The sequence below is a fragment of the Embleya sp. NPDC025285 genome, from assembly GCF_055558835.1.
This window is the reverse complement of record NZ_JBVHLU010000075.1, coordinates 32,878-57,533: the sequence shown is the minus strand read 5'-3', so window position 1 is coordinate 57,533 and position 24,656 is coordinate 32,878. Positions and strand designations below refer to the sequence as shown.

The window sequence follows — 24,656 nt, the reverse complement described above, 5'->3', positions numbered from 1 at the left end:
CTTTCTCTCTCCCCCTTTTCTCCCCCCCCCCCCCCCCCTCCCCCACCCCCCCCCCCCCCCCCCCCCCCCCCCCCCCCCCCGCGTCGATCACAGCCCGGGGAGGGGCGCGTTCCCGAGCGTGGGCAACTCGACGACCAAGTCGCGCGCGGGCGCCTTGATCTCGACGGGGCGGTCGTACTCCGACCAGGTCACCCTGATCGAGTCCGCGTCCGAATCGGACGCCTCCGCCCGCATTTCGACGGGCAACGCCGGGCCGACCGCCGGGATGTAGATGAGCGCGGCATCGTCGTCCTCGGACTCCGCGAGCACGACCATGCGACGACCCTCGATGACGGTGTCGGCCCGGCGATCCGCCTCCGGCAGGTCATGGACGAACGTACGCGGGTTGGCCGCCTTCGATGCCTCGCCCATCCTCGAACGCGCCTGATCATCCGCCGCGACGTGCCCGTACTTGCCTTCCAACGCGGCCACCAGGTCGGCCTTGCCGGGACCGAGACCCCGTTGCCAATAGGCGCGCGAAGCCTTGACGTACATGTCCGAGCCGACGCTGATCGTCTCGACGGTGTAGCCCTCGACCTTCCCGAGGCTCGTGAAGTCACCGGACTTCAAGTCCAGCCGCATATCGGCGTGCACGCTCATCCCGGCGCTGCGCAGGTCGGAGGTGACCCGGACGTGGCGAATATCGTCGATCGCCTTGTCCACCCGCTCGTACAGCGCCTTGTTGCCCAGTCGCGACAGATCCGCGGAGGCCGAGTCGGCCAGGTCCGCAGCCGCGGAACACCCCGTCATCAACGCCATCCCCACCGCTGCTGCCACCACCCGCACAGCCGAACCCACGCGCGCCATCGACGTCCCCGATCCGTTCCCGCCCCGACCCCACCGACCGTGACCCGCATACATGATCCCGGGCGGTACCCGACACGTTCACCCGGGGCCATCGAGGAGGTTGGTGGGCCGCATGCCCGGAGGCCGCAAACCCCGTGCGTGAGGGGCAAGTTCAGTTGGCGAGCGCGACGGAGGCACGGCACCGTGGGCGCGGTTCGAGGTCGGATGCGCGGGCCGACCGTCGGGATGGGCCTCACCGGGCGCGGTTCAGCGGCACAGGGCCGCTTCCACCACGTTGTCCACCCGCTTCCTGGATGCCGCGTCGTTCAGCTGGATGGTGACCGCGACGTTGCCGGCACGGCCGTCGTCCGTGGCGCCGCCGCGGGTCTCGTAACCCGGGAAGCTGCCGCCGTGGCCCCAGTAGAGCCGGTCCCCGCCGCCGCACGGCAGGGGCTTGCTCACGATCCCCAGCCCGTAGCGGGCGCCCGCACCGAAGGTGGCATCGGCGGGGAGGGTGGCGGAGCGCATTTCGGTGAGTTGGGCCTGCGGGAGGAGGTGACCGGACAGGAGCTTGGTGAAGAACCTGTTGACGTCGGAGTTGGTGGAGATCAACTGACCTGCCGCCCAGCCCCAGGAGGGGTCGGTTCCGGTGACGTCGCGCAGCGGCGCGCCCGGCGCATCCTGGTAGTAGCCCTTGGGGTGGGGCCCTCGGATGGTCACGTCACCGGGGGCGGGGAAGTAGGTGTGACGCAATCCGATGCGCTTGAAGATGCGCTGGTCCATCTCCTTGGCGAGGGGTCGACCGGTGACCTTCTCGACGAGAAGGCCGGCCAGCACGTAATTCGTGTTGCTGTACGCCCACTTCTCCCCGGGATCGAAGTCGGCCGGGTGCCGGAGCGCGATGTCGACGAGCTCGCGGGGCTCGAAGTACCGGACCTCGTCGCCGAGATGGTTGCTGTAGTTGGGCAGCCCGCTGGTCTGCTGCAGGAGGTGACGGACCTTGATCTTTCGACCATCGATGCCCTCGCCGTGAACGAGGCCGGGCAGGTAGGTATCGATCGAGGTGTCGAGGCCGATCTTCCCCTCGGCGACCAGTTGCAGCACGAGCACCGCGGTGAACGTCTTGGTGTTGCTGCCGATCCGAACCTGACCGTCCCTGGGCACCTTCGAGCCGGTGGCCAGATCGCCCACCCCCGCGGTGTAGGTACGGTCGTGGCCGTCGCGGCCCTGGACGCTCGCCAGCGCGCCGGGCGGCCCTTCCGGCTGGATCAGCGCGTTCAGACCCCGCTGGACGTTGTCGGGCCTACCGGCGGCGGACGCCGAGGGCGGCGCCAGGATGCCCATCGTCACGACGCCCGCGGCCACTGCGGCCGCGGCCGAAACCGCCTTGCGCCGACCACCACGCCGCGTGGGAGAACGGAATCCCTGCCATGCCTGCTTACGCACGAGCCAACTCCTGTGGAATCGCCGAAAACCAACCGTATGTGCAGGACCCAGCATGTCCGGACGCGGCCACTCCGAACGATCCCGTTACCCGCCGGGTTCCGGGTAGGGCTAACCCCCGACGCGCTCAGCCGATGGGAAACGAGCGGATGCACCGGATGGCCCATGGTGATTCACACACGGCGGGCCGCGAGCTCCGGTAGTGCGGCCACGTTGCCGAAATCGTGTCCCGTTCACACCCCGGCATCGCGGTGAAGTGCCGTCGAGACCGCGCCTGTTGCCGGCCGTCGAGCGCGGGCCGGCCGGGTGTGCGGCCGGAAACGAATCGGGGGAGGCCCGTGCCGGTCCCGGATGCCGGTGCCGCGGCGCCGCGTTCGGCCGGCTTCCGGGGGCGGCGAATCGGTCGGGACGGCAGTGCTCGTCACGAAGAATTCACGCCGCGTGGGGTCCCGGTGACGCACACGACTCGGGCACGCTGGGCGCGCCGATCCGTGCCCGTCCCGGGCCGGACGTCACCACGACCCTCGGGAGGACCCCGCCATGACCACTGCGACCGTGCTGCGCCGCGCCGCAACCCCCCTGTGTATAGCCGGTCTTGCCCTGGCCGCGACGGCGACCGCGATCACCCCCGCGCAGGCCGCGCTGCCCACACCGATATCGGCGGCAACCGCCCGCTCCTACCTGTCCGGCATGTCCGCGACCGCCGAGACACACGGTGACAGCTACGACCGCGACCTGTTCCCGACCTGGATCACCATCTCCGGGACCTGCGACACGCGCGAATGGATCCTCAAGCGCGACGGCAACGGCGTGACCACGAACAGCGCCTGCACCGCCACCTCCGGAACCTGGACCAGCGCCTACGACAACGCCGTCACCACGAACCCGTCGACGTTCGACATCGATCACGTCGTACCGCTGTCCGAGGCCTGGGCGTCCGGCGCCTGGGCCTGGACCACGACCCGGCGCCGCGCCTTCGGCAACGACGTGAACGCCCCTCAACTCATCGCCGTCTCGGCCTCGTCGAACCGCTCCAAGGGCGACAAGGACCCCGCCGAATGGCTCCCCCAGGCCTCCTACCGCTGCACCTACGCCCGAGCCTGGGTCCAGGTCAAGCACGACTACGCACTGACCGTCGACGCCACCGAGAAGAGCGCCCTCACCACGCTCCTCAACGCCTGCTGACCCCTGCCGCACGCCGACCGCACGTGTGCCGTCGGAAGCCGCGGACGGCACACGCGGACGCCGCCACCGCCGCGCCCACCGCGAGAACCGCTGCCACGGTCATACCGCAGGCCGCAGGAAGCCGACGACCTCCGACCGTTCGGCCTCGATGCCCGCTTCGACCACGGCAGACAGCGGCTCGAACGCGCTCACCTCGACGGTGCGTCCGCCGGCGAGGCGGGTCCAGGTGGCAACGGCCAGCCCGTCGACCGTGATCGTGGGCCGGATGAGCCCGCCGCCCGGGCGAACCCGGTGCTCGTAGGCGGCGGGAACGGCCGATTCGCGGGTGCGATAGCCGACGAGGTAGCCGTCGTAGGCGGGCAACATCCGCACGTCCGGCGCCTCGGACGACCTGGCGGCCGAGTCCGCCGCAGGATCGACGGACCCGGTCGGTACGCCGTCGTCGGTGATCGCGCCCGACCACGCCAGTGCCTTCCATGCCTTGCGGGCCCAGGTGATGGGCAGGCCCGACCAGGTCGCGAAGTCCTCCGTGTCGACGGGTCCGTGCGACTTCAGGTAGCGGAGCGCGAGTTCGGCGAGGTCCGACTCCGACTCCCCTCCGGAGTCGTCGGGTTGCGCCGGTACCCAGTCGTCGAGAAGGGCGTAGGTCGCCTCACCCGCGTGTTCGGGACCGTGGCACACGATGCCGGTGAGGGCCGCGTGGCGGATCAGGTGGAACGACGCCTGTCCTTCCGGCGGGACGCCGAGGGTGCCCAGGCGGTCGGTCAGCTCCTGGCGCGTGAGCGGCCCATGTGTGGTGAGGGCGTCCCGGATGAGGCGGTCGGCGCGCTCGCGCAGGCCCTCGTCCAGGCCGAGTTCCCGGTAACGGCGACCGGTCCCGTCGAGAAGGCGGGGCGCGAGCAGCCGCAGGAGCCGGCGAACGTCCTCGGCCGCGACGGTGTGCAGGGTCCCGCGCATGAGCCAGGTGCGCACGACACTGCGCTCGTTCTCGTACGCCGCGCGGACGTCGCGCGCTCCGATGCCCCTGCCTCGTACGCGGATGCCCAGGTCGGCGGCGGTGGCGTCCTGGGCCTGGATGGCCAGGACCCGCCGCACGACCGCCTCGACGGAGTCCTCCCGGACCCCCTCCGCCAAGGCCTGCGCACGGGCTCGCGTCCTGCGGATCCGCTCCGGGTCGAGCATCGACAATGCCTCGCGTCTTCATCTGTGGGAATGGGACCGACCGCCCGGGTCGGACCATATCGTGCGGATGACGGAACGTCGTTGGCAGCGCGTCTGGTTGGCATCGGCTCCGGTGAGCGATCGGGAGCCGACCCGATTCCCGATCGCGGCCCGGTCAGAAATTCAAGCGCTGGAGATGCACGGCCGGAACGACCTTGGAGGCAAGCCCCGCCCGGGCGATCGTCGCACGAAGTTCGGCGACCGCCTTGGGATTCACGGTCCCGGGGAGGGCCGGGTCGTCGTAGCCCGTGATCATGTCGTCGTGATGGCTGGGGATGACGTAGCGCGGCCCGCCGAGCGCGGTGAGCAGCCTCGGCAGGTATTCGTGGACCGTGCTGTAATCCGTCATCGACACCATCACCACGTCCGGCCGCATCCCCGCGATCTCCCGCTCCACGAAGTTGGTGCCGCCGAACAGCATCACCTTCAGCCGGCCCGGCACGGTGACCTGGTACGCGAGCGTGCCGCCCTCGACCAGGTCGGCCGTGGTCGTCGGCGGCGGAGGCGGCGCGGTGCGCGAGCCGGGCGCGAAGAAGCCGTGGCCGGCGGACTGGCTGTGCAGGCTACGGATCACCTCGACGGTGTAGGCGCCGCCGCCGAAGCTCAGGTACTCACCACCCGAGGCGACGATCACCGGGCGCTCGACGCCCATGGCCCGCAGCAGATGGGCGTGCGTCTCCGTGCCGATCGTGTCGATCGTGCGCGCCGCCCACTCCTTGCGGGTCAACAAATAGGGCACGTCCGCCATGTGATCCCAGTGACCGTGGCTCACCATGACCAGTTCGGGCGGTCCCGCCAGTCGACCGGAGGCCAACAGCCCTTCGATCACGCGCGGGTCGGTGCGCAACGCGCCGCCCTGGAGGCGATAGTCGAAGCGGCTCAGGTACGGGTCGAAGTACAACACGCGCCCGTCGAAGGTGATTTCCCAGCCGGCCACGCCGAGCCACCGCAGACCCACCCCCACGGGTCCGCGAGCCGCTTCCACCGCGACCTCGGGCTCCGCCGCCGCGACCGGTGCGCCGCCGGCAACCGCGAGCCCCGCCGCGGCAAGCCCCGCACCACCCATCACCGCCGTTCGCAACAGTCCTCGACGACTCGCGCCCGCCTGCCCACCGGCGGTCGTGCAGTTCTCACACATCTCGTGCTCCCCGTTCCGTTGCGATTACGGGGGCAGCACATCAAGGGCCGTCGCCACGTGTCCAAGACCGGATCCGACCGGAAGCCATAGGCAATCAACTATCGCCGCTGGTGGCGGACTTGCCCACCTCGCAGGCCCCGCCCGGCAATCCGCCCCGGACGTCCGTGCGCCCGACCCCATCGGCGACCGAACCGGAGGCGGGCTCCGAGCCGCATCCGCCCCCATCACCCTGCATCCGTCGCCGCCCCGCTTCCGGGTCACCGGCGCCCCCCTCCCGGCTCACGGATGCCGCGACCGCACCATCGGCTTCCGGCTCCGATCCGGGAGGTGCCGGCTCCGATCCAAGGGGTGCCGGCTCCGACCCAGCAGGTGCCGGCTCCGATCTCGCGCCTTCCAGGTGGAGCCCGGGCCCGGGGCCGGCCAACCGCCGACACCGATCCGCGCTCCCGGCACTCCCGGGCGGGTCGGCGGCAGCCGACCGGGCCGCGGGACGGAGAACGGAGCACCGGGAGGCAGTCGTGACCCTTGTCGTCAACCCCTACGAGATCTTGTCCGCCTGGCGTGCGGCGGGACGCCCCGCCACGTTGGGAAGTCACGTCCGAGGACAACTCGACCGGCTGTGTCGGGTGACCGGGGTGGCCGATCCCGAAAGGCGATACGCGGACTCGCTGACCGACCTGCTCGGCACCTCGGCCGACCGACCCCTCGGCGCGCCGCCCGCCTGGCCGTCCTTCGTCTCCGACGATCACACGCCCGCCGAGTTCTCGGTGACGGTCCCGCGCGGCGGCCCACCGAGTGTGCGGGTGCTGACCGAGCCCGGCTGTGGTGCGGCAACACTCGCCGGCAACAGCAGGTCGGGGTGGGCGGCGCTGCGCCGGCTGGCCGGTCGTTGGGAATTCTCCCTGGAGCCGCTGCGTCGGGTCGAGACCCTCTTCTTCCCGGCCGCGCCGCAGGGTGCCTTCGCGCTGTGGTGCGCGATGGAGTTGCGGGCGCACGAAGGCCCGGGGTTCAAGGCGTACGTAAATCCCGGGGCGCACGGGCCCGGACCCGCGGCGGAGGTGATCGACGAGGCCATGGCCCGGTTCGGGTACGCGCGGGCCTGGGCGGCGGTACGCGCGCACGTCGCGGCACGCCGGCCCGACGACGATCGGTTCGCGTTCGTCGGGGTGGATCTGGGGTCGTGGGCGGCGCCACGCGTGAAGGTCTACGTCGCCCATCACCGCTTCGACCTCGACGGTGTCCGCCGCGTCGCCGGACTGTACGGGGGCGGATGTCCGGAGCAGGTGGTGCGGTTCTCCCGCGTCGCCGGCGCCACGAACCGCTTCGACGGTCGTCCCCTGCTGTCGTGCCTGTCCTTCAACGGTGGCCCCGACACATGCGGCCCCACCGGTTACACGCTGCACCTGCCGGTACGCGACTACGTCGGGGACGACGCGTGCGCCCGCGACCGCGCGGCGTCGGTACTGCGCGACCAAGGTCTGCCCACGGCCCTGCTCGATCGGGCGCTGGGCGCGGTGTCCAGGCGCCGCCCGGCCGACGGGGTGGGCCTGATCTCGTACCTCTCCCTCGTGCAGGCCGCAGGCCACCCACCGAGGGTGACGGCCTACCTCTCCTCCGAGGCCTACCGAGTCGGGGCACCGCGCACGCAGCGGCCCCGCCCGGAGAAGTCGTAGCGGAGCACCCTCCCGAATCCGCGCCGAAGGAACGTCGCCACCCATGGAATGCCGTCACCGAAGGATCGCCGCACCGGGAGGAACGCTGTCACCGAGAGAAGAAGCGCCCTCCCCGGGCAATGTCGTCGACCCGACACACCGCGATCCCTCCCGAACCGACGCCACCGCCCAACCATCCTTTCGAGCGAATCCAAGCGCCGCGTGCGGCACACCGACGCGCCGCCTTCCTAGAGTCGACATCCTGTCGACAGTCCGGAGTCGACGGCGGCCGACCGGTCCGACGCGGCATGCGGCGGTTCATCGCCGCCTCATGGTCCCGCCCGAGAGCGAAAGGACGTCGTGCCTTCCGCACCCATCGGCAGGGCCGACTGTCTGGACGTGTTGCGGTCGCACGTGGAGCGGGCCCGCACGGGGCACGGCGGGCTGGTACTGGTCGGCGGGGAGGCCGGGATCGGCAAGACCACCCTGGTGCGCCACATCGCGTACGAGGCGCCGGGCCTGGGGATGCTGGTGCTGCGCGGGACCTGCTGGGACTCCGGCGCCACGCCCGACTACTGGCCCTGGACCCAGGCCCTGCGCAGCCTGCGGAGCGAGGTCGCCGCCGACGAGTGGGACCGGATGACGGCGGTGGCCGGCGGAGCGCTTCCGGTCCTGCCACCCGAGCACATCGCGAACGGCAGTCCGGACGGGCGTCCGGACACGGAACCGGACAGGGATCCGGACGGGCGGCCCAACGGCTTCGCGATCGGCGACGCCGTGACGACGATGCTGACCACCGTCTCCCGCACGCGACCGGTCCTGGTCGTCCTCGAGGATCTGCACTGGGCCGACGCGGCGTCGCTGGACCTGGTGGAGTTCGTGGCACGGCACACCTGGTTCGAGCGGTTGCTGGTGGTGGGCACCTGCCGTGAGTTCGAGGCCCGGCAGGCCGGGCGGCGGCTGCCGGCGGCGGGCGCGGAGACGGCGATCGTTCGGCCGGCCGGTCTGACCCGCGTGGAGGTGGCGGAGCTGATCACCCGTACGGTGGGCACCTCGCCGCCGGACGCGGTCGTCGACGAGGTCCACCGGCGCACAGGCGGCAATCCGTTCTTCGTGGAGGAGACGGCTCGGTTGTGGTCCGCCGGGCAACCGGTCACCGCGATGTCCGCCGGTGTGCGGGCCGCGGTCCGGCGACGACTCGAACTCCTGGACGAGTCCGTCGTGGAACTCCTCCGCGTCGCAGCCGTGTTGGGTCGGCGCTTCGAGACCGACCTGCTCGCGCGGGTGGCGGGTGTCGGCGCGGTCACGGTGGGGCGGTTGTTGACGGACGCGGTGGACGCACACCTGGTGGAGCCGTCCGCGAGCGGTGAGTTCGCCTTCCGGCACGATCTCGTGCGCGAGACCCTGTACGTCTCGGCAGCCGAGGACCACCGCCGTCGCCTGCATGCCGCCGTCGTACGCGAGTTGCCCGTCGCGGCGTCCGTCACCGACCCGGCGCGGCCGAACGAGGCGGCGCACCACGCCTATCTCGCCGGAGCCGACCTCGACCGCGGCACGGTGGTCGACCTCCTGGTGGCCGCCGCCCGGCACGCGGCGAACCGGCTGGCCAACGAGGAGGCGGTGCGCCACTATCGGCGCGCGTTGGAGCGGCTGGGCTCCGACACAGGGCGCCGGCGAGTGACGCTGACCCTGGACCTGGCTCTCGCGTTGCAACTCACCGGCGACTACCGACGCTCGTGGCTCGTGTTCGAGGACGCGGCCGTGTCGGCCCGCGACGAGGACCCCGTGCTGCTGGGCATGGTCGCGCTCACCCTGCTCGGCATGGACGGCCGCGGCGACGTGTCCGGCCTCAAGTCCCGCCTCACCCACGAGGCACACACCGCCCTGACCACCGCCCGCCCGAACGCACGACCCGCCCGTCCCGACCACCCCGCACCCCCGCCCGCCGACCCGACACCATCCGCTCCCCCACCTCCCGCTGCCGCGCCACCCGCTCCCTTGGAACCCCCGTGCCTACCGCCACCCGAGGACGACCCCACCCCCCGCGCGGCGGAGGTGGCCCGCCATGTCATCGCCGCCGCCCGTCGTACGGGTGACGACGACGCCCTCCAGACCGGGTTGTGGGCCGCCGTGCAGGCCTCGTGTGAGCCGCACGCCGTAGCCGAACGTGCTTCGCTGACTGCGGAGTTGAGCCAGGTGTCCCGACGCCGAGGCGACCGCTGGATGGAACACATCGCGATGTCCCTGCGCTGGGTGGCGCTGCTGGAACTGGCCGATCCGCGCTACCTGGACCAATTGCAGTCCCTGGTGGCGGTGGCCCGGGCCGGCGGCTCGCCCAGGATGCGGTTGACCGCGCTGATCGACCGGAGCGTGGTGTACGCCTGCCAGGGCCGCTTCGAGGAGGCCGAGACCCTGCTCACCGAACTCGCCACGCTCGACGGGCCGCACCCCAGCTACCGGCACTTCGGCGGTCACCACCGTTGGGCGTTGACGCTGTTGCGCGGCCGATTCGCGGAATTGCCGTCGGTGCACGATGCGTTGCGGGAGGACGACCATCCGTTCGCGGACCTGTTGGCGAACATCGCCGCGCTGGAGTCGGGCGAGCGTCCGCGGTTTCCGTGTCCCGTGCCGGTGGGCGACGGCGAGGCCACGGTGGCGCATCGCAGCGTCGTTCCGCTGTGGCTGCGCCACCAGGCGCAGGCCGCCGCCGCGGAAGGTGATCCCGCGCGTTGCGAACAGGCCCGCGCCGCGCTGGGTCCGTACCGGGGGCAGTGGTTGGTATCCCTCTACGGATGGGACATCGGCGGTCCCGCGTCGCTGTGGACGGGCATCGTGGACGCCGCCCAGGAGCGCTGGGACGACGCGGTGGAGGCGTTCGACGACGCGCGCCGCTCCGCCGACCGCCTGCACGCGCGTCCCTGGTCGGTGCGCGCCCGGATCGAACTGGCCGAGGCCCTGCTGGCCCGGCACCTCGGCGACGATCGCGCCCGGGCCGATGTGCTCCTGGCGGACGCCGGAGCGGAGGCGCACGAACTCGGCATGGCGCACCTGGTCGACCGCGCCCGTCGGCCGAGTCTCCCGCCGCCGGCCGCTCACTCGGAACCGGTGGAGCGTACCGCCGAGTTCCGTCGCGAGGGGGCCGTGTGGCGGCTGGATTTCGCCGGCCGGGTGGTGCACGTGCCGGATGCCAAGGGCCTGCGGGACGTGCGTCACCTGCTCGAACGGCCCGGTACGCCCGTCCCGGCGGCGCGACTGCTCGACCCGGACGGCGAGGCGGCGGTGTCGGCCGCGGGAGCCATGGGCGCGGACGCGCTCCTCGACGACGAGGCGCGCAGGCGCTACCGCCGGCATCTGGATCGGCTCGACGAGGAGATCGCCCGGGCCGAGCGGTGCGGCGACGACGTACGGGCGGCGGAGTACGACCGGGAGCGGGCCGCGCTGTTGGCGGAGTTGCGCCGCGCGGCCGGCCTCGCCGGGCGCGTACGCCGTCTGGGCGACCAGGGCGAGCGCGCCCGCAAGACGATCACCGCGCGCATCCGCGACACGCTGCGGCGCCTGGACGAGCGACATCCCGAGCTGGCGGCGCATCTGCGCGCGAGTGTGTCGACCGGGTCGACGTGCTGCTACACGCCGGATCCGCGGGTGCGTTGGCGATTGTGACCGACGCCGGAGCGCCGGGTGTGTCGGCCGTTGCGATCGACAACGCACGGGGCCGGCTCGCCCCGGGGTCGGAGCCCCGCCACGAAGCCGATTCATCACCGCCCGGATGGGAGGACCGGCAGAGCCCGGGTCCAGGAGAGGAAGAACCTTGCGAGCACAACGAGCCCTTGCGGTGGCGGCACTGGCCGCCGCGGTGTTGTCCGCGACGACCGCGGCGACGACCACGACGACGACAACCGCCGCGTCGACCGGATCCGCGACCGGACTCGGCCACCTCCGCGACACCGCATCGCCCACACCCGCCGGTAGCGCAGTGACGCGCACGGACGCGGGTCTGGTGCGCGGCGTCCGTACCGCCGCCCACCGGACCTTCCGCGGCATCCCGTACGCCGCCGCCCCGACCGGCGACCTTCGCTGGGCCGCGCCGCGGCCGGTCCCGCCGTGGCCGGGGGTTCGGGACGCGACCGCGCCCGGCCCGCTGTGCGCGCAGGTACCCGCCGCGCACGCGCAGTTGGCCGCCGTCGAGGAGGATTGCCTGGTCGTGAACGTCACCGCCCCCGCGCGGACCCGCGCGCCCGGACGGACCGCGCCGGTGCTGGTGTGGATCCACGGGGACGGCACGGTCGGCGCGGGCGAGTTCTTCGACGGCCGCCGACTCGCCGACCGAGGGGTGGTCGTGGTCACCGTCAATTACCGGCTGGGTGTCTTCGGCGGCTTCGCCCATCCGGGTCTGCCGGGTTCGGGCACCTTCGCGCTCCAGGACCAGCAGGCCGCGCTGCGCTGGGTACGGCGCAACGCGACCGCGTTCGGCGGTGACCCCGACCGGGTGACGGTGGCGGGTTCGTCGTTCGGTGCGACGGCGATCACCGCGCACCTGACCTCGCCGTCCGCCCGGGGGCTGTTCCAGCGTGCGGCCCTGTCCAGCGGCGAGGGCATGATGGACATGCCCGCCGGCGCCATGGGCGCGGGTGTACCGGCGTACCCGTGGTACGGCTGGCGCACCACGCGCGAGATGCAGGACACCGGGACCGAGACGGCCTCGTCGCTGGGGTGTTCGGCACCCGATCCCGAAGCCGCGCTGCGGTGCCTGCGGGCCCTGCCGGTGGAGCGCCTGTTGCGCGTTCCGTACATCATGAACGCCTTCCAAGCTTTCGCCTTCGGCAACGAGGTGTTGCCCGAGTTGCCGGAACAGGCGCTGCGGGAGGGCCGATTCCACCGCGTTCCGGTGTTGTCCGGGGCCACTCGGGACGAGCATCGCCTGTTCGTCGGCGCCGCGCACGACGCGGTGCAACAGCCTTTCACCGACGAGCAGTTCGGCCGGGCGGTGGAGACGGCGTTCCCGGGCATGCGGGAGTGTGTGCTCGCCGAGTACCCGGTCCGCGACCATTCCTCGCCGGCGCTGGCCTGGTCCGCGGTGGTGACCGACCGCATGTGGGCCAGGGGGACCTACGCGCAGCACATCGCCTTGAGCCGCTTCGTGCCGACGTACGCCTACGAGTTCGCCGATCGGGACGCGCCGATGTACCTGCCGTTTCCCGCGTCCTTCGACTTCGGCGCCTACCACGCCTCGGATACGCCGTACCTCTTCGAGGATCCGCAGGCCCAGCCCCGATTCACGCCCGCCCAGGTGCGGTTGTCGAACACGATGAGCGACTACTGGGCGGCGTTCGCGACCGGCGGCAGTCCGAACGGACCCAGCCTGCCGTACTGGCCGCGGTTCGACGACGCGCACCATCCGTCCACTCCGCCGCGCACCCAGTCGCTGGCTCCGGACCGGATCGCGCCCGTCGACTACGCGAGCATCCACAACCTCGATTTCTGGAACGCGAACGGCACCGGCTGCGCGGGGCAACCGTCGCCCCGGTGACCCGGATCCGATGGCCCGGGCAGCCAAGGGAGGTGCCCCGCGCGGCCGTTGCGGCCGGTCGGGGCACCTCCGCGGGGAGTGGGTGTTCAGCACTCGTACGCGTAGTAGGCGGCTGCGTCCGCCGCGAAAGTGACCCGGCGCGACTCCTTCGCGGGGATCGCGACGCAGTCCGGGTCGTAGCCGTCGACCTCGACCGAGGCGTTGATCCCGTGCGAGCAGTCGTTGCTGATGTTCGCCCAGCCGGGGCCGTGGTCGCCCAGTTGCGCGCACCCGGGTCCCTCCACCGCGAGGCCGGGGCCGGCGGCGGCGATCGGGGCGGTGAGCAGCGTGGCCGGGATCGCGAGGAACGCGGCGGCGGAGACGGAGACGAGGGTAGTACGCAGGCGAGTCATGGTGATTCCTTGTCGTTGTCGCCGGAGGTCTTGGCCTCGGCGGGGTCGTTCACGATGGGGTTTCGTTTCTCGCGTGGCCGGCGCCGTGGCGCCCGCCGGCGGTCCCGGCCACGGCGCCTTGTCGCATCGTGTTCGTGGCCGGATGTGCGCCCCGGGATCACAGTGCCCGGGCCGGGACCGCTCGCGCGCCGCGGTGGCGTGAACGCGCCACTGGTACAGGCTTCAACGACTCGCCGGCCGCCGCCGACATCCGGCGCCCGGCGTCGCCCACCCGAACGGGCCTCGGTGGGGACGGGGCCACGGAAACGAGTCGACACGTGACGCATATGAATGCGTACTCTTGGTAATGACGGGCCTGTCGTACTCACACGAGGAGGAAGCGCGTGTCGGTGGTGGCCTCCGGTCGGGTGCCCACGCGCTCGGTGCTGCGCGAGACCTTGAGTGAAACGCTCGAGGAGTCCGCCTTTCACGCCGATCGCGGCATCAGGCCACCCGCGCAGTGCGTACGGCCGGAAAACGTCGGTACGGCCGCCGCTCGGCTCGCCGCCGCCACCCGGCACGAACTGCTCACCTTCGACGACCCGTCCGGCTGTATCGGTCAGGGCGTCCCCGAGCGCATGCTCGTCCACGCCGCGGCGTGCATCGGTCGGATCGTGGATCGTGGGCCCGAGGTCCGCCAGATCACCTCGCGACGCGGCCTCGCCCAGGACGCGGACGTGGGCACCATCCGCTGGCGGCACGGAGCACAGGCTCGCGTGATCGACCGAATCCCCTTCCGGATGGGCGTCATGGACCGCTCGGTCGCGCTCGTCCCGATCGATCTCGACGTCCTTTACAACGGCATGCTCCTGGTCCGCGATCCCGTCGTCGTACGCGCCCTGGTCCGGGCCCACCAGTGCTCGTGGCGGTCCGGCGAGGATCCGAACGCCACCTCGTCCGACGAGGAACTGCCGGCCCACCTGGTCCCGGTCCTCGACTGCCTGCTCGCCGGCCTGACCGACGACGCGGCCGCCGCCCGGATCGGCCTGTCCGCGCGGACGTACTGCCGCCGGGTCGGCGACCTCCTCACCCTCCTGGGCACGACCAGTCGCTTCCAGGCCGGCGCCCGAGCGGCCCGCAAGGGCTGGGCCTGAGGACACTCGCCCGTCGGCGCGCCGGCGCGCCGACGATGCTCACCGGAGGAAGCCTGCCTCGGACGCAATGGACCGGTCGACCGCTTGGGAAGTGGACCTGGGCACCAGACCACAGGGCCGACAGGGTCGACGTATGAACACAGTCGAGACCGCGTTCCCGGGGACCGAAGCATGGCGGTGACCCTGCTCTGGATGGCAGCCCTCGTGCTGATCGCGTGGGCGGGCGCCACCGGTCGCGGCGTACGGGACACCCGCGACCCGGACTACACCTTGCGCCCACCCGCCCCGAGGCGTTACCGAGGCTCGGACGACGCCGTGATCGCGATCCGCCGCACACCCGTCGAGCACACGTCGACGGCCGTCCCGGACTGAGCGAGCCCGACCGGAGCGAAGCCGGGTCCCGGGCCGCGCGCCCGAGGAGGCGACGCGGGCGATGATTCCGGTCCTGGACCCCCGCGGGGTACGGCAGTTGCTGCCGTACGGCCGCCTGACACCGCGCCTGCGCGACCAGGTGTACGCCGTGCGCGGCAGCGCCGCGCAGGCCGCACACGCGTCGCGCTGGGACCTGCCGGCGGCGTGGACCGTGGCCTGCACCTGTTCGCGGACTTCACCGGCACCGTCCCGGAACTGCCCGCGACAGCCGAGGCGGTGGCCCGGTAAAGCCATATTTGCCCTGAATGTGACGCAGGTCACATTCCCCGTGTCATACCGAAAGCCGTCACCGACCGTGTACGGGATGTCCACACATTGCGCTTCGAAGGGACATCGTCATGCGTCTCCGCAACTTCGTACTCGGTCTCGCCACCGGTGGCGCCATCCTCACCGGCACCGTGCTGGGCGCGGCTCCCGCCCAGGCCGCCCCCGCGACGGTCGCCTGCGACCATCCGTGTCACCCGCCGGCCAGCCCCGGCTACACCTACATCACCGACTACTACTGGGCCAGTGCGTGCAACGACACGGGCAACCAGGGGATCAACGCCCATCGCTGGTCGACCTATCAGTGCACCGGTGGCGGCCAGTTCGAGAACTACGAGTTGTGGGTGAAGTAGCCCTCGAAACCCCGGCACTCCCGGCACCCCGGCACGCACTCCGTACGCATCGAGGCCCCCACGGTCTCCTCGGGCCGTGCCGCCGCCACTCGGGCGTCGTCCCCGCCGACACATTCGGCGGGGACGACGCCCGAATCGGCCGTCCCCAAGCGTGACGGCGGATCCGCACCGGCCGTGCCGAACGGCCGTGCGGCCTACCGACGCGTCGGGCATTACGGAAATCGCCCCACCGGTAGGGTACTTCGGTGACTTTGGTTGCCCGACCATGCGACCGCCGGTGAGTGGGCGCGGTCTGCCCGTCGCGATCGTCCGCGCGTGCCCGCGCGAGGGTGGCGGCGGCAGCCGCGTACGTGCACTCCGTACCCACACCCGGCCGGTAGGTCCCTCGGCCGGGGGATCCCTGTGCCCTGCTTTCCCCCCGAGCGGGGAACCGAGGTTGGCTCGGATGCGGGAAGACGCGCGGTTCGCGGATTCATAGCGTTGTCGGGGACGACGCGGAACGTCCGCGTCCGGACTTCGGGGGAAACGCCATGCCACGAATCTCACGTGTGCGACGACGTCGGTTCGCGTTCCTGGCCGGGGCCTCGGCAGCCGCGCTGATGCTGGCGGGCTGCTCGGGTGCGAACGACCACGACAAAGGGCCCTCGGGGTTGCCCACCGCGAGTACGAGCGGGGCAGCCGGCGCACCCACCGCAACCGCGCAAGCCACTGCGGCGGGCACCGCCACGGCCGCCCCGCCGACGTCCGCACGGGCGACCGCCGTCGCCGCGCATCTCGACAAGCACTGGCCGTCCGGTGCGGGTGGGGCGATAGCCACCGCTCGGAACGGCGAACTCGTGAGCTGCCAGGGGCGCGGCCGAGCGAACATCGAGGCGCGCGTCGACGCCGGATGCGACACGGTCTTCGACATCGGTTCGATCACCAAGTCCTTCACCGCCGCGGCCATCCTGAAGCTGGAGACGACCGGTGCGCTGCGGGTGACGGAACCGATCGGCACCTATCTGGGACCCGTCCCCGCCGACAAGCGCGGCATCACCGTGCACCACCTGCTCACCCACACTTCGGGCCTGCCCGAGGGCCTCGGCGACGACTACGATCCGGTGAGCCGCGACGACATGCTCGCCCGCGCGCTCGCGGCTCCACTGGACTCGGCGCCGGGCAAGACGTTCGGGTACTCCAACGTCGGCTACTCGCTGCTGGCCGCGATCCTCGAGAAGGCCTCCGGCACGAGCTACTCCGAGTTCCTCACCCGGAACCTGTTCACCCCGGCCGGGATGACCCGCACCGGCTACCGTCTTGCCGACCCGCGCCGCGACGACATAGCCGTCGAGTACGACGCGGACGGCCACGCCCACGGCATCCCGCTGGACCACCCGTGGGCGCCGGACGGCCCGTACTGGAACCTGCGCGGCAACGGCGGCCTGCTGTCCACCGCGCGCGACATGTACCGCTGGTACCGCGCGCTGGACGGCGAATCGATCCTGCCCGCCGCCGCGAAGGCGAAGATGTTCAGTCCGCACGTCCCCGAAGGCCCCGACACACCGCAGTCCTACGGCTACGGCTGGAGCGTCCTGCCCTCCGCGTCCGGCCCGATCGCCACCCACGACGGCGGCAACGACTGGTCCTACGCGCGCTTCCTGATCCGTCCGGCCGACCGCACCATGGTCTTCTGGGTCAGCAACCACGTGGCTCGGGAAGGCAAATGGAACCTCGAGGAACAGGACCGCGAACTCTCCCTCGACCTCCTCGCCCTGACCGCGACCACGACCTGACGTGCGTCGGCGCCTCGGGGCGGTGGGCTCCGGGGTCAGTCGTGCGGTGGGAGATTGCCGATGCGGTGATCGGCGACGCGCAGGGCCTCGTCGACCAGGCGGTTGATGTGGCCGTGCGGCACGGCGTACACGACGCGGCGACCCGACGGCAACGACCTGAGTTCGCGGGGCGACATCGCGGGCCGACCTCGCGGGCCGACTTCGCGATTCGACGTCGCGGGCCGACCTCACAACACGAACGGCCCGCCGCCGTCGCCCGATGACGACGAGCGCCGTGCGCATACCCGCGGTCTCGCGGTGCGCAGTGTTGAAGCCGCCGCCGACGGCCCCCGTCCGGTCTCCCCCGTCGGCGCGGCGGGATCAACTGTGGTCCCCGGTAGGGCCGATGACCAGGGTGATCGCATCCCATCCCGGCATGGGACAGGCATCCCACGGCTGACCTGCACAATCGCGGCAGGGCCGGGACGGGCTTGCCATACTGACGCGGGAAATGGAGAGCGCCGTCACGGGGGTGGGCCGCATGGACGAGGCACAGGGCAGAGCAGCAGCAGTTCGCGAGTTGTCCGCCGTGTTGGCGGCACTGAAACGGCGCAGCGGTCTCAGCTACCAGGACCTGGGGCAGCGGGTCTTCACGAGCAGTTCCTCCCTGCACCGGTACTGTCGGGGCGAGTCGGTACCGCCGGACTACGCCCTCGTCGTCCGGATCGCCAAGGAGTGCGGGGCCGACCCGGACGACCTGAACACGTTGCTCAAGTGCTGGAACGCGGCGACCGGACAGGGAGAAGCCCCGGTTCCCTCCCCGGTGGTCGCCGAGCCCGGTGCGCCGACCGACCCCGCGACAACGGCCGGCACGCCGGTGGGGGGCCGCCCGCCGACGCGTCGGCGCCGCTCGGCGGTGCGGGTCGCGGCCGCGGTGGGTGTGGTGCTGGTCGTACTCGCCACCGCCGTCGCGAGCACCTCGCAGGAGCAGGGGCGGCGGACCGAGCGCGTGCCCGTCGAGGCCACGAGTTGGACACGGGCTCCGTCAGCGGTGCCCGCCCAGCTTTTCGGCGTCACGATGAACAGTTCGAGCGGGGCGATGCCGTCGTTCCGGGTCGGCGCCTTGCGGTTGTGGGACAGTGAGACCCGCTGGGCGCAAGTACAGCCGCGCCGGGACGAGTTCGACTGGTCCACGCTCGACCGACTCCTGGACGGCGCGCAACAACAGGGCCTGCCGACGCTGTTCGTGTTCGGTGGTACGCCGGCCTGGGCGGCCCCGGAGGCCCGCAAAGCCGCCTATCCGGACGGGTCGCGAGCGGCGCCGCCGGACGACCTGGCGGACTGGGACGGCTTCGTACGGTCCCTCGTGCGACATGCGGGCGACCGGATCGACGCATACGAGCTGTGGGTGATGGCCAACCACGAACACCACTACAACGGCAGCGTGGAGACCCTGGTCGAGATGACGCGCCGCGCGAGCGCGATCGTCCGGGCCGACGACCCGAGCGCCACCGTGGTGTGCCCGTCCATTACCGAGCTGTGGAAGCGGCAGTCGCACGACTACCTGCTGAGGTTCGCCGAACTGGGTGGCTACCAATACTGCGACGCCGCCGGGGTCAAGCTCTACCAGCGGCAGGTCACCGACCCGCCGGAAACCATGCTGACGGCCGTGAACGACGTGGACCGGACCTTCCAGCAGGCCGGCTACCACCTGCCGCTGTGGAACACGGGCACCACCCAATCGTTGCCGCTGAACGACCCGCTGGACCCGGACACCGCCGCGGACTTCGCGGTGCGCTTCTACCTGACGGGCCTGTATGCCCGCAATCGCGGCCTGGAACGCATGTACTTCTATGCGTGGGGCAACGGCAAGATCCCGCTCGTGCTCCAGGCCGAAGGCCGGCAACCCACCCGCGCCGGGCTGTTCGTCGACCGCCTTCAGCAGTGGCTCGCGCACGCGCGAATCGTCTCCTGCGGCAACGGCGACCAGATCGGCCTGCCGGAGAACGTGTGGCAGTGCGAGTTCGTCGTCCCCGACGAGCACGGCACCCCGCGCGGCGTGCGAATCCGCTGGACCCACTCCGGGACCGCGGACGTCCGGGTGGGCGCCGGGGCGACACGGGTGCGTCGGCTCGACGGGAGCACCCGCAGCGTGGACTCGCGGGACACCGTGCGGGTCACGGAACGACCGCTCCTGATCGACTACACCTGACCCGACGGCCGCTCGGGCCGGCGCACGGCACACCGGGTGTGATCCGAGCGGCCCGGCCCGGGCATCATGGGCGGATGCGTCCCGTTCCCGACACCGCCGCCTATCTCGTCGGCCGCTGGTCCATCGACCGCGCCGTGACCGACGAGCGCTCCGGCGCGCGGGGCACCTTCGTGGGGACCGCGGTCTTTCGCCGCACCGACGACGAGCTGCTCGAAGTGGAGTCCGGCGAGTTCGTCTGGGCCGGGACGGCCAACCCGGCGAGCCGCACCCACCGCCTCGTACCACGTGCCGACGGCACGGCAGACGTGCTCTTCGCGGACGGGCGACCGTTCCACCATCTCGACCTGCGCACCGGCAGATGGACTACCCGACACCCCTGCGCCGCCGATCGCTACGACGGCGAGTTCACCATCGTGTCGCAGGACGAGTGGCACCTGCTGTGGCGCGTGGAGGGCCCGACGAAGTCCCAGACGCTGACGTCCGTGTACCGACGCATACACACCGTGTCCTGAACGACACACCCGGGCCGGGTGCGACCGCTCCCCACCGACACCGAGCCGATCGGCTCGCCCGGCTACTCGGTGTGCGAGAAGCGGCGTGTTGCCAGGCTCAACGCCATCAGTGCCGCGGCGGCGAGGAAGGACACCTCCAGCAGTACCGGCGGCGCCCACCCCCACCACTGTGGTCCGGTCGCCATCCCGCCCGGAGCCGCCGCATCCCCGGGGAGGGTGCGCCGCAGCGCGTCGACGCCGTACGTCAGCGGGTTGATCAGGACCGCTCCGCCCAGCCACCCGGGGAGTCCGCGCGCGGGGAACATCGCGCCGGACAGGAACAGCAGCGGCATCATGAACATGCCGACCACGACCTGGAAGGTCTCGATCCGGCGAATGCACACTGCCGCGAGCACCCCCAGCGCGGTGAAGGCGAACGCGATCAGCGTCAACTCCAGCAGCACCAGCAGCAGTTGCGGACGATATGGGACTCCTGCGGCTCCGGCGACGGCCAGCACCAGCGCGCCGTAGGCCGCCCCCGTGGCGGCTCCCCCGAGGCAGATGCCCGTCAACAACACTCCACGGCGCACCGGCGCGACGAGCATCTGCCGTAGGAATCCCGCCTGGCGGTCCCACACGATGGTGACCCCCACGGCGATCGCGGGCGCCTGCACGGCCATGATCAGCACGCCCGGGAACAGGTACGCGCGGTAGTCGCCGAACCCGTCCGCCGAGCCGCCGACCAGGGAGTCGAGTCCGGTTCCCAAAATGAGCAGGAACATCAGGGGCGTGACCAGCCCCATCGCGAGCCGGACCGGATTGCGGCCGAACCGGATCATCTCGCGCTGCCACAGCACCCGAACGGTGCGTAGATCCCGCGCGGCCTCGATGCTCGCCATGGGTTCACCTCCTCGGTCCGAAGCCGGACGGCGCGCTCGGACCGCCGTCGGCCTCCCGTATCGTGCGGCCCGTGTAGTGCAGGAAGACATCGTCCAGCGAGGGTGCGGTCACCCGCACCGACCGCACCGGCACGTCGAGTTCGGCACACAGTCGGGGCACGAACGCCGCGCCGTCGGCCACCCTCAGCCGCAGACCTCCCTCGTGGACCTCCGCCGTCAGGCCGAACCGCTCGTGTACGGCATGCGCCGCCCGCTCGTCGTCGCCGGTGTGCAGCGTGACCAGATCCGCGCCGACAACGGCCTTGAGCGCGGCGGGAGTTCCCTGCGCCACCAGTTCACCCGCGTCGATGACGGCCATCAGGTCGCAGTTCTCGGCCTCCTCCAGGTGATGCGTCGTCAGGAAGATGGTGATGCCCTGCTCGCGTCGCAGGCGGTGCAGGTGCTCCCACACGGCCGCGCGGGTCTGCGGATCCAGCCCGGTGGTGGGCTCGTCGAGGAACAACACGCGGGGGGCGTGCAGGAGACCCCGGGCGATCTCCAGCCGGCGCCGCATGCCGCCCGAGAGTGTGCGCACCGGTGAGTTCCCGCGCCGTGCCAGGTCCACCAGGTCCAGCAGGGCCGGAATCGTCGTGCGCGAACGCCGTCGCGGGATCCCGAACAGGTCGGCCTGGAATCGCATGTTCTCCTCGGCGGTGAGATCCACGTCGAGCGTCGACTCCTGGAAGATCAGCCCGATCCGGCGCCGCACCTCGTCCGGTTCCGTGCGTACGTCACGGCCGGCGACCCGGGCTTGGCCCAGCGTCGGGCGCACGAGCGTGCACAACATGCCGATGGTGGTGCTCTTACCCGCGCCGTTGGGGCCGAGGAAACCGAAGATCCGGCCCGCCGGGACCTCCAGATCCAGCCCCACCACGGCTTCGGTGTCGCCGTAGAGCTTGCCGAGCCCCTCGGCGCGGATGGCGATCGCATCGTCGACGACCCCATGGGCGGCGGCCGTTCCCTCCTCGGCGGCGATGCTCATGACGACCGCCGGTCGGGACGTCGCACACTGAGCACCGTGTGGAACAGTGCCATGTCGGCGCTCTCCCCGATCGGCACGCCCCGAGCCTCCACCCAGGCGTGCGCGCGGAACGGTTGCGTGCGAACTCCCGTACACCAGTCCGGAGTCACGCCCCGCAGGCGGCACAGCAGCAGCGTGGCCACCGATCGTTGCAGGCATCCCTGACCGGCGCAGCGCGCGCTGACCGACACCACGGCCCGCCTCGCCTCCAGCGTCTCGGCGGCGCCGGCGGGTCGGGTTCCCAGGCCCACCGCCCACAACACCCGGCGCAGCCGCCGCGGCGGGAGGAGCGCCAACGGCCGAGCGACCGCGACCGCCCAGCGTGCCGTGACGTGTCGCTGCCAGGTCAGGGGCACCGGCTGTTCCGCGACGACGGGCATCGTCAATACGCCACCACCAGACGGGCGTCGCGCAGCGCGCGCAGCAGGTTCCGTACGTCGTCATGCGCCCGTGCGGCGGCGGCCGGGGACGTTTGCGCCAATCGGGCCGCCGTGTCGGCCGCGGTGTGACCGTCCAGGAGCAGGCGCAACGTGCGCGCCCCGGTCGGGTTCAACTGCCAGTATCGGCCCTTGCGTTGGTCGAGCAGGACGAGCCCGTCCGGCACCTCCGTTGCGGTGACGTCCGGGGCCAGGGTGATGGTCATCGGAATCCTCCTGTGGCTATCGCGGAACCGGTTGCGACCGGCACGCTTCGGCGGAGCGCAGCCAGCTCTCGCAGGCCAGGGTGTTCTCGAAGGGCGCCAGTGCCGCGGTGTCGGGCTTGGGCCCCAGCAGCGCGGCGCGCAGCGCTCCCGCGTCGACCAGCCCGAGCCGGGACAGGCGCAGGTCCTCACACATCTCCGCGAGCCGGCGCCGATTGTGCTCCACGCCCGCGTGGAACTCCGCGCTGAAGTCGCCCTTGTCGCGCCGGGCCAGGAGTTCGTCGGGTACCAGTCCGCGCAGCGCGGTGGTCAGGACCGGCTTGAAGCCGCCGCGCGACATGCGGTCCCGGGTCCGGACCGACAGGGCCGCCTCGACGACCCGGTCGTCCAGGTACGGTGCGGCGAGTTCGATGCCGAACCGGGACAGGACCGCCCCCATGCCGCGGATCGCGGCCCCGCCGTGGAGTACACCCTCGAGGATCTGGTGCCGGTCCCGATCGGCGTGCAACGGCAGAGGGTCGTCCGCCGCCGCGTCGATCAGCAGCCGGTGTACGGATGTTGCGGCGCTCGCGGAGGCCCAGGTGGGCAGGCGCGGGTGGGGGGCCCAGCCCATGAAGACCTGCGACGGCCGCGGCGCGGGAGCGCGGAGGTCGCGCGCGCCGGCGAGCAGCGCGTCGGCGAAGGAGCCGTTGTCGGTGAGACCGCGGAGGGTGGGGAGCAGGCCCCAGCGGTTCAGCGACCGGCAGCGGAGCACGGCCGGCAGGCCCGTGAGGGGGTGAGTGCGCAGGAGTGTCCGCAGGTGGGTGGGGGTGACGGAGAACAACTCGTCGCCTCCGACGCCCATCAGGTGCACGGTCGCGCCCCGGGCGGCGGAGTCGCGTGCGACGTGTTCCATCCGGGCCAGATTGCGGCTCCATGGGAGTGGACCGTGCGCGCCGTCCACGATGCCCGGATCGGTGACCTCGTCGAGCCAGCCCGGGCCGTCGGCGGGACCGCCCACGCGGTGCCGCGCCGCGGGCAGCAGTGCGGCGGCCCGTTCGGCCCAAGTCGTGTCGTCGTTGGCGGCGTCCACTGGCTGCCAGTGGTGGGTCAGCAGGGTGCCCTCGCCGGCCGCCGCGACGAAGCACAGGCCGGTGGAGTCCAGTCCGCCGGACAGGTCGGCGCTGACCGTGCGTCCGGCCGCGGTACGTACGGCGACGGCGTCGCGGATCACGGCGCGCACGGTGTCGGCAGCCCGGGGCAGCGGGACTTCGGCCGCGGGCGGCTGCCACCAACGCACGGTGCTCCGCGTGCCGCGGGTGTCGATGTCCAGCCGGCAACCGGCGTCGAGTTGGTCGATGCCGGTCCACATGGTGCGGGTGCTCAGCGGCCAGGGTGCCCCAGGGGTCGCCAGGCGCAGCGCCAGGACGTCCCGGTCCAGGGGCGCCCCGACGAGGTGCGCGAGCCGCCGCGGCGAGTCGGCCGCCACGGTGACGCCCGCGAACCGGGTGTGAAAGATCTGTCGGGTGCCGGACAGGGCGCCCTGGGCGCGGATCCGGCCGTCGATCGAAGCAAGGAGGTGGATGCTGCCGGGGAGGGTGCGGGCCACCGCGTCCAGATCGTGCGGTGAGCGGGCACGGGCCAGTTCGCGGGTCGCGGCGTCGATGTCGAGGCGGGTCCGTCCGAACACCACGAGTCGACGGGTGCCGGCCACGAGCACGGTGACGTCCTCGTCCGCCCAATGACCGACCAGCCACGGTCGGGCCGAGGCGTGCGCGATGCACCGCAGTGGGGGTTGTCCGGCGTTCCCGATGGTGATCGACGCCGGCACCGAGACGTCCGGAAGGATCAGAAAGTCCATGGCCTTCTCCAGGCGTGGTGATCCGGTGTGGTTGCGCTACCGGGTCCGAGGGCTACGCGAAGACGCGCACGGTCGGCGGAAGTACGCGGGACGTGCGCGGGGTCCGAGGCGTACCCGGAATGCGCGCGAGGTGCGCGGCGTACCCGGGATGCGCGCGAGGTGCGCGGCGGCCGGAGGATGTGCGGAGGCGCGTGAGAC

21 protein-coding genes are annotated in these 24,656 nt (G+C 71.9%); 10 read left to right on the top strand and 11 right to left on the bottom strand.

The genetic code is table 11. From position 1 onward, the window contains the following. Nucleotides 1-87: 87 nt before the first annotated feature. A complete protein-coding gene (locus ACZ4FV_RS36595; protein WP_465324784.1) occupies nt 88-789 on the bottom strand; it encodes a hypothetical protein in 702 nt (233 codons plus the stop codon). 303 nt (nt 790-1,092) lie between these two features. Further along, on the bottom strand, nt 1,093-2,271 hold the full coding sequence (locus ACZ4FV_RS36590) for a serine hydrolase domain-containing protein (RefSeq protein WP_402237174.1): 1,179 nt from the start codon (nt 2,269-2,271) through the stop codon (nt 1,093-1,095). Between the two features lie 537 nt (nt 2,272-2,808). On the opposite strand from ACZ4FV_RS36590, the gene ACZ4FV_RS36585 reads away from it, so the two are divergent. Then, nucleotides 2,809-3,453 (top strand): HNH endonuclease family protein, encoded by a 645-nt coding sequence (locus ACZ4FV_RS36585; protein WP_395865039.1) that lies wholly within the window; start codon nt 2,809-2,811, stop codon nt 3,451-3,453. 99 nt (nt 3,454-3,552) lie between these two features. On the opposite strand, the gene ACZ4FV_RS36580 is transcribed toward ACZ4FV_RS36585, so the two are convergent. Together ACZ4FV_RS36580 and ACZ4FV_RS36575 are read right to left on the bottom strand one after the other, a co-directional pair. Further along, nucleotides 3,553-4,635 (bottom strand): winged helix DNA-binding domain-containing protein, encoded by a 1,083-nt coding sequence (locus ACZ4FV_RS36580; protein WP_395865041.1) that lies wholly within the window; start codon nt 4,633-4,635, stop codon nt 3,553-3,555. Between the two features lie 154 nt (nt 4,636-4,789). Further along, nucleotides 4,790-5,812, bottom strand: a complete 1,023-nt coding sequence (locus ACZ4FV_RS36575; protein ID WP_402237169.1) for an MBL fold metallo-hydrolase — start codon at nt 5,810-5,812, stop codon at nt 4,790-4,792. Nucleotides 5,813-6,330: 518 nt separating this feature from the next. Between ACZ4FV_RS36575 and ACZ4FV_RS36570 the strand changes: the two genes are divergently transcribed. The 3 genes from ACZ4FV_RS36570 to ACZ4FV_RS36560 all read left to right on the top strand — a co-directional run bounded on the left by ACZ4FV_RS36570 (nt 6,331) and on the right by ACZ4FV_RS36560 (nt 12,991). Continuing rightward, a complete protein-coding gene (locus ACZ4FV_RS36570; protein WP_395865045.1) occupies nt 6,331-7,485 on the top strand; it encodes a tryptophan dimethylallyltransferase family protein in 1,155 nt (384 codons plus the stop codon). A 339-nt stretch (nt 7,486-7,824) separates the two neighbouring features. Further along, entirely contained in the window at nt 7,825-11,124 is a 3,300-nt protein-coding gene (locus ACZ4FV_RS36565) for an ATP-binding protein (protein ID WP_465324776.1), read from the top strand. A 148-nt stretch (nt 11,125-11,272) separates the two neighbouring features. Further along, on the top strand, nt 11,273-12,991 hold the full coding sequence (locus tag ACZ4FV_RS36560; RefSeq protein WP_465324774.1) for a carboxylesterase/lipase family protein: 1,719 nt from the start codon (nt 11,273-11,275) through the stop codon (nt 12,989-12,991). 86 nt (nt 12,992-13,077) lie between these two features. Here ACZ4FV_RS36560 and ACZ4FV_RS36555 read toward each other — a convergent pair whose 3' ends face one another. Beyond that, complete coding sequence (locus ACZ4FV_RS36555; protein WP_395865051.1) at nt 13,078-13,383, bottom strand: hypothetical protein; 306 nt, start codon at nt 13,381-13,383, stop codon at nt 13,078-13,080. 383 nt (nt 13,384-13,766) lie between these two features. Here ACZ4FV_RS36555 and ACZ4FV_RS36550 point away from each other — a divergent pair, with 383 nt between their 5' ends. The 4 genes from ACZ4FV_RS36550 to ACZ4FV_RS36535 all read left to right on the top strand — a co-directional run bounded on the left by ACZ4FV_RS36550 (nt 13,767) and on the right by ACZ4FV_RS36535 (nt 17,337). Next, nucleotides 13,767-14,516 (top strand): DNA-binding response regulator, encoded by a 750-nt coding sequence (locus ACZ4FV_RS36550; RefSeq protein ID WP_395865053.1) that lies wholly within the window; start codon nt 13,767-13,769, stop codon nt 14,514-14,516. Between the two features lie 171 nt (nt 14,517-14,687). Further along, entirely contained in the window at nt 14,688-14,888 is a 201-nt protein-coding gene (locus ACZ4FV_RS36545) for a hypothetical protein (RefSeq protein WP_402237157.1), read from the top strand. Between the two features lie 398 nt (nt 14,889-15,286). Further along, the gene (locus ACZ4FV_RS36540) at nt 15,287-15,565 is read left to right on the top strand and encodes a hypothetical protein (RefSeq protein ID WP_078981015.1); all 279 of its coding nucleotides are present in this window, start codon (nt 15,287-15,289) and stop codon (nt 15,563-15,565) included. Nucleotides 15,566-16,113: 548 nt separating this feature from the next. Then, complete coding sequence (locus ACZ4FV_RS36535; RefSeq protein WP_465324767.1) at nt 16,114-17,337, top strand: serine hydrolase domain-containing protein; 1,224 nt, start codon at nt 16,114-16,116, stop codon at nt 17,335-17,337. A 35-nt stretch (nt 17,338-17,372) separates the two neighbouring features. Here ACZ4FV_RS36535 and ACZ4FV_RS36530 read toward each other — a convergent pair whose 3' ends face one another. Beyond that, the gene (locus ACZ4FV_RS36530; protein ID WP_402237152.1) at nt 17,373-17,513 is read right to left on the bottom strand and encodes a hypothetical protein; all 141 of its coding nucleotides are present in this window, start codon (nt 17,511-17,513) and stop codon (nt 17,373-17,375) included. A gap of 344 nt (nt 17,514-17,857) precedes the next feature. On the opposite strand from ACZ4FV_RS36530, the gene ACZ4FV_RS36525 reads away from it, so the two are divergent. Both ACZ4FV_RS36525 and ACZ4FV_RS36520 read left to right on the top strand, forming a co-directional pair. After that, nucleotides 17,858-19,528: a helix-turn-helix domain-containing protein gene (locus ACZ4FV_RS36525; protein WP_465324765.1), complete on the top strand. Its 1,671-nt coding sequence runs from the start codon at nt 17,858-17,860 to the stop codon at nt 19,526-19,528. A gap of 74 nt (nt 19,529-19,602) precedes the next feature. Continuing rightward, nucleotides 19,603-20,040 carry a DUF6314 family protein gene (locus ACZ4FV_RS36520; RefSeq protein WP_395865061.1) on the top strand — a complete coding sequence of 146 codons (438 nt, stop codon included), beginning with the start codon at nt 19,603-19,605 and terminating at the stop codon, nt 20,038-20,040. Nucleotides 20,041-20,102: 62 nt separating this feature from the next. On the opposite strand, the gene ACZ4FV_RS36515 is transcribed toward ACZ4FV_RS36520, so the two are convergent. From ACZ4FV_RS36515 to ACZ4FV_RS36495, 5 genes are read right to left on the bottom strand one after another with little or no spacing between them, the layout of a single operon-like run. Continuing rightward, nucleotides 20,103-20,918 carry an ABC transporter permease gene (locus ACZ4FV_RS36515; protein ID WP_402237146.1) on the bottom strand — a complete coding sequence of 272 codons (816 nt, stop codon included), beginning with the start codon at nt 20,916-20,918 and terminating at the stop codon, nt 20,103-20,105. 4 nt (nt 20,919-20,922) lie between these two features. After that, entirely contained in the window at nt 20,923-21,939 is a 1,017-nt protein-coding gene (locus tag ACZ4FV_RS36510; RefSeq protein ID WP_402237144.1) for an ATP-binding cassette domain-containing protein, read from the bottom strand. Then, nucleotides 21,936-22,358 carry a lasso peptide biosynthesis B2 protein gene (locus tag ACZ4FV_RS36505; RefSeq protein WP_465324760.1) on the bottom strand — a complete coding sequence of 141 codons (423 nt, stop codon included), beginning with the start codon at nt 22,356-22,358 and terminating at the stop codon, nt 21,936-21,938. Before ACZ4FV_RS36505 ends, ACZ4FV_RS36510 begins: the two co-directional genes overlap by 4 nt. A 2-nt stretch (nt 22,359-22,360) precedes the next feature. Beyond that, entirely contained in the window at nt 22,361-22,621 is a 261-nt protein-coding gene (locus ACZ4FV_RS36500; protein WP_465324757.1) for a lasso peptide biosynthesis PqqD family chaperone, read from the bottom strand. A 16-nt stretch (nt 22,622-22,637) separates the two neighbouring features. Beyond that, entirely contained in the window at nt 22,638-24,458 is a 1,821-nt protein-coding gene (locus ACZ4FV_RS36495) for an asparagine synthase-related protein (protein ID WP_465324755.1), read from the bottom strand. Between the last annotated feature and the right edge of the window lie 198 nt (nt 24,459-24,656).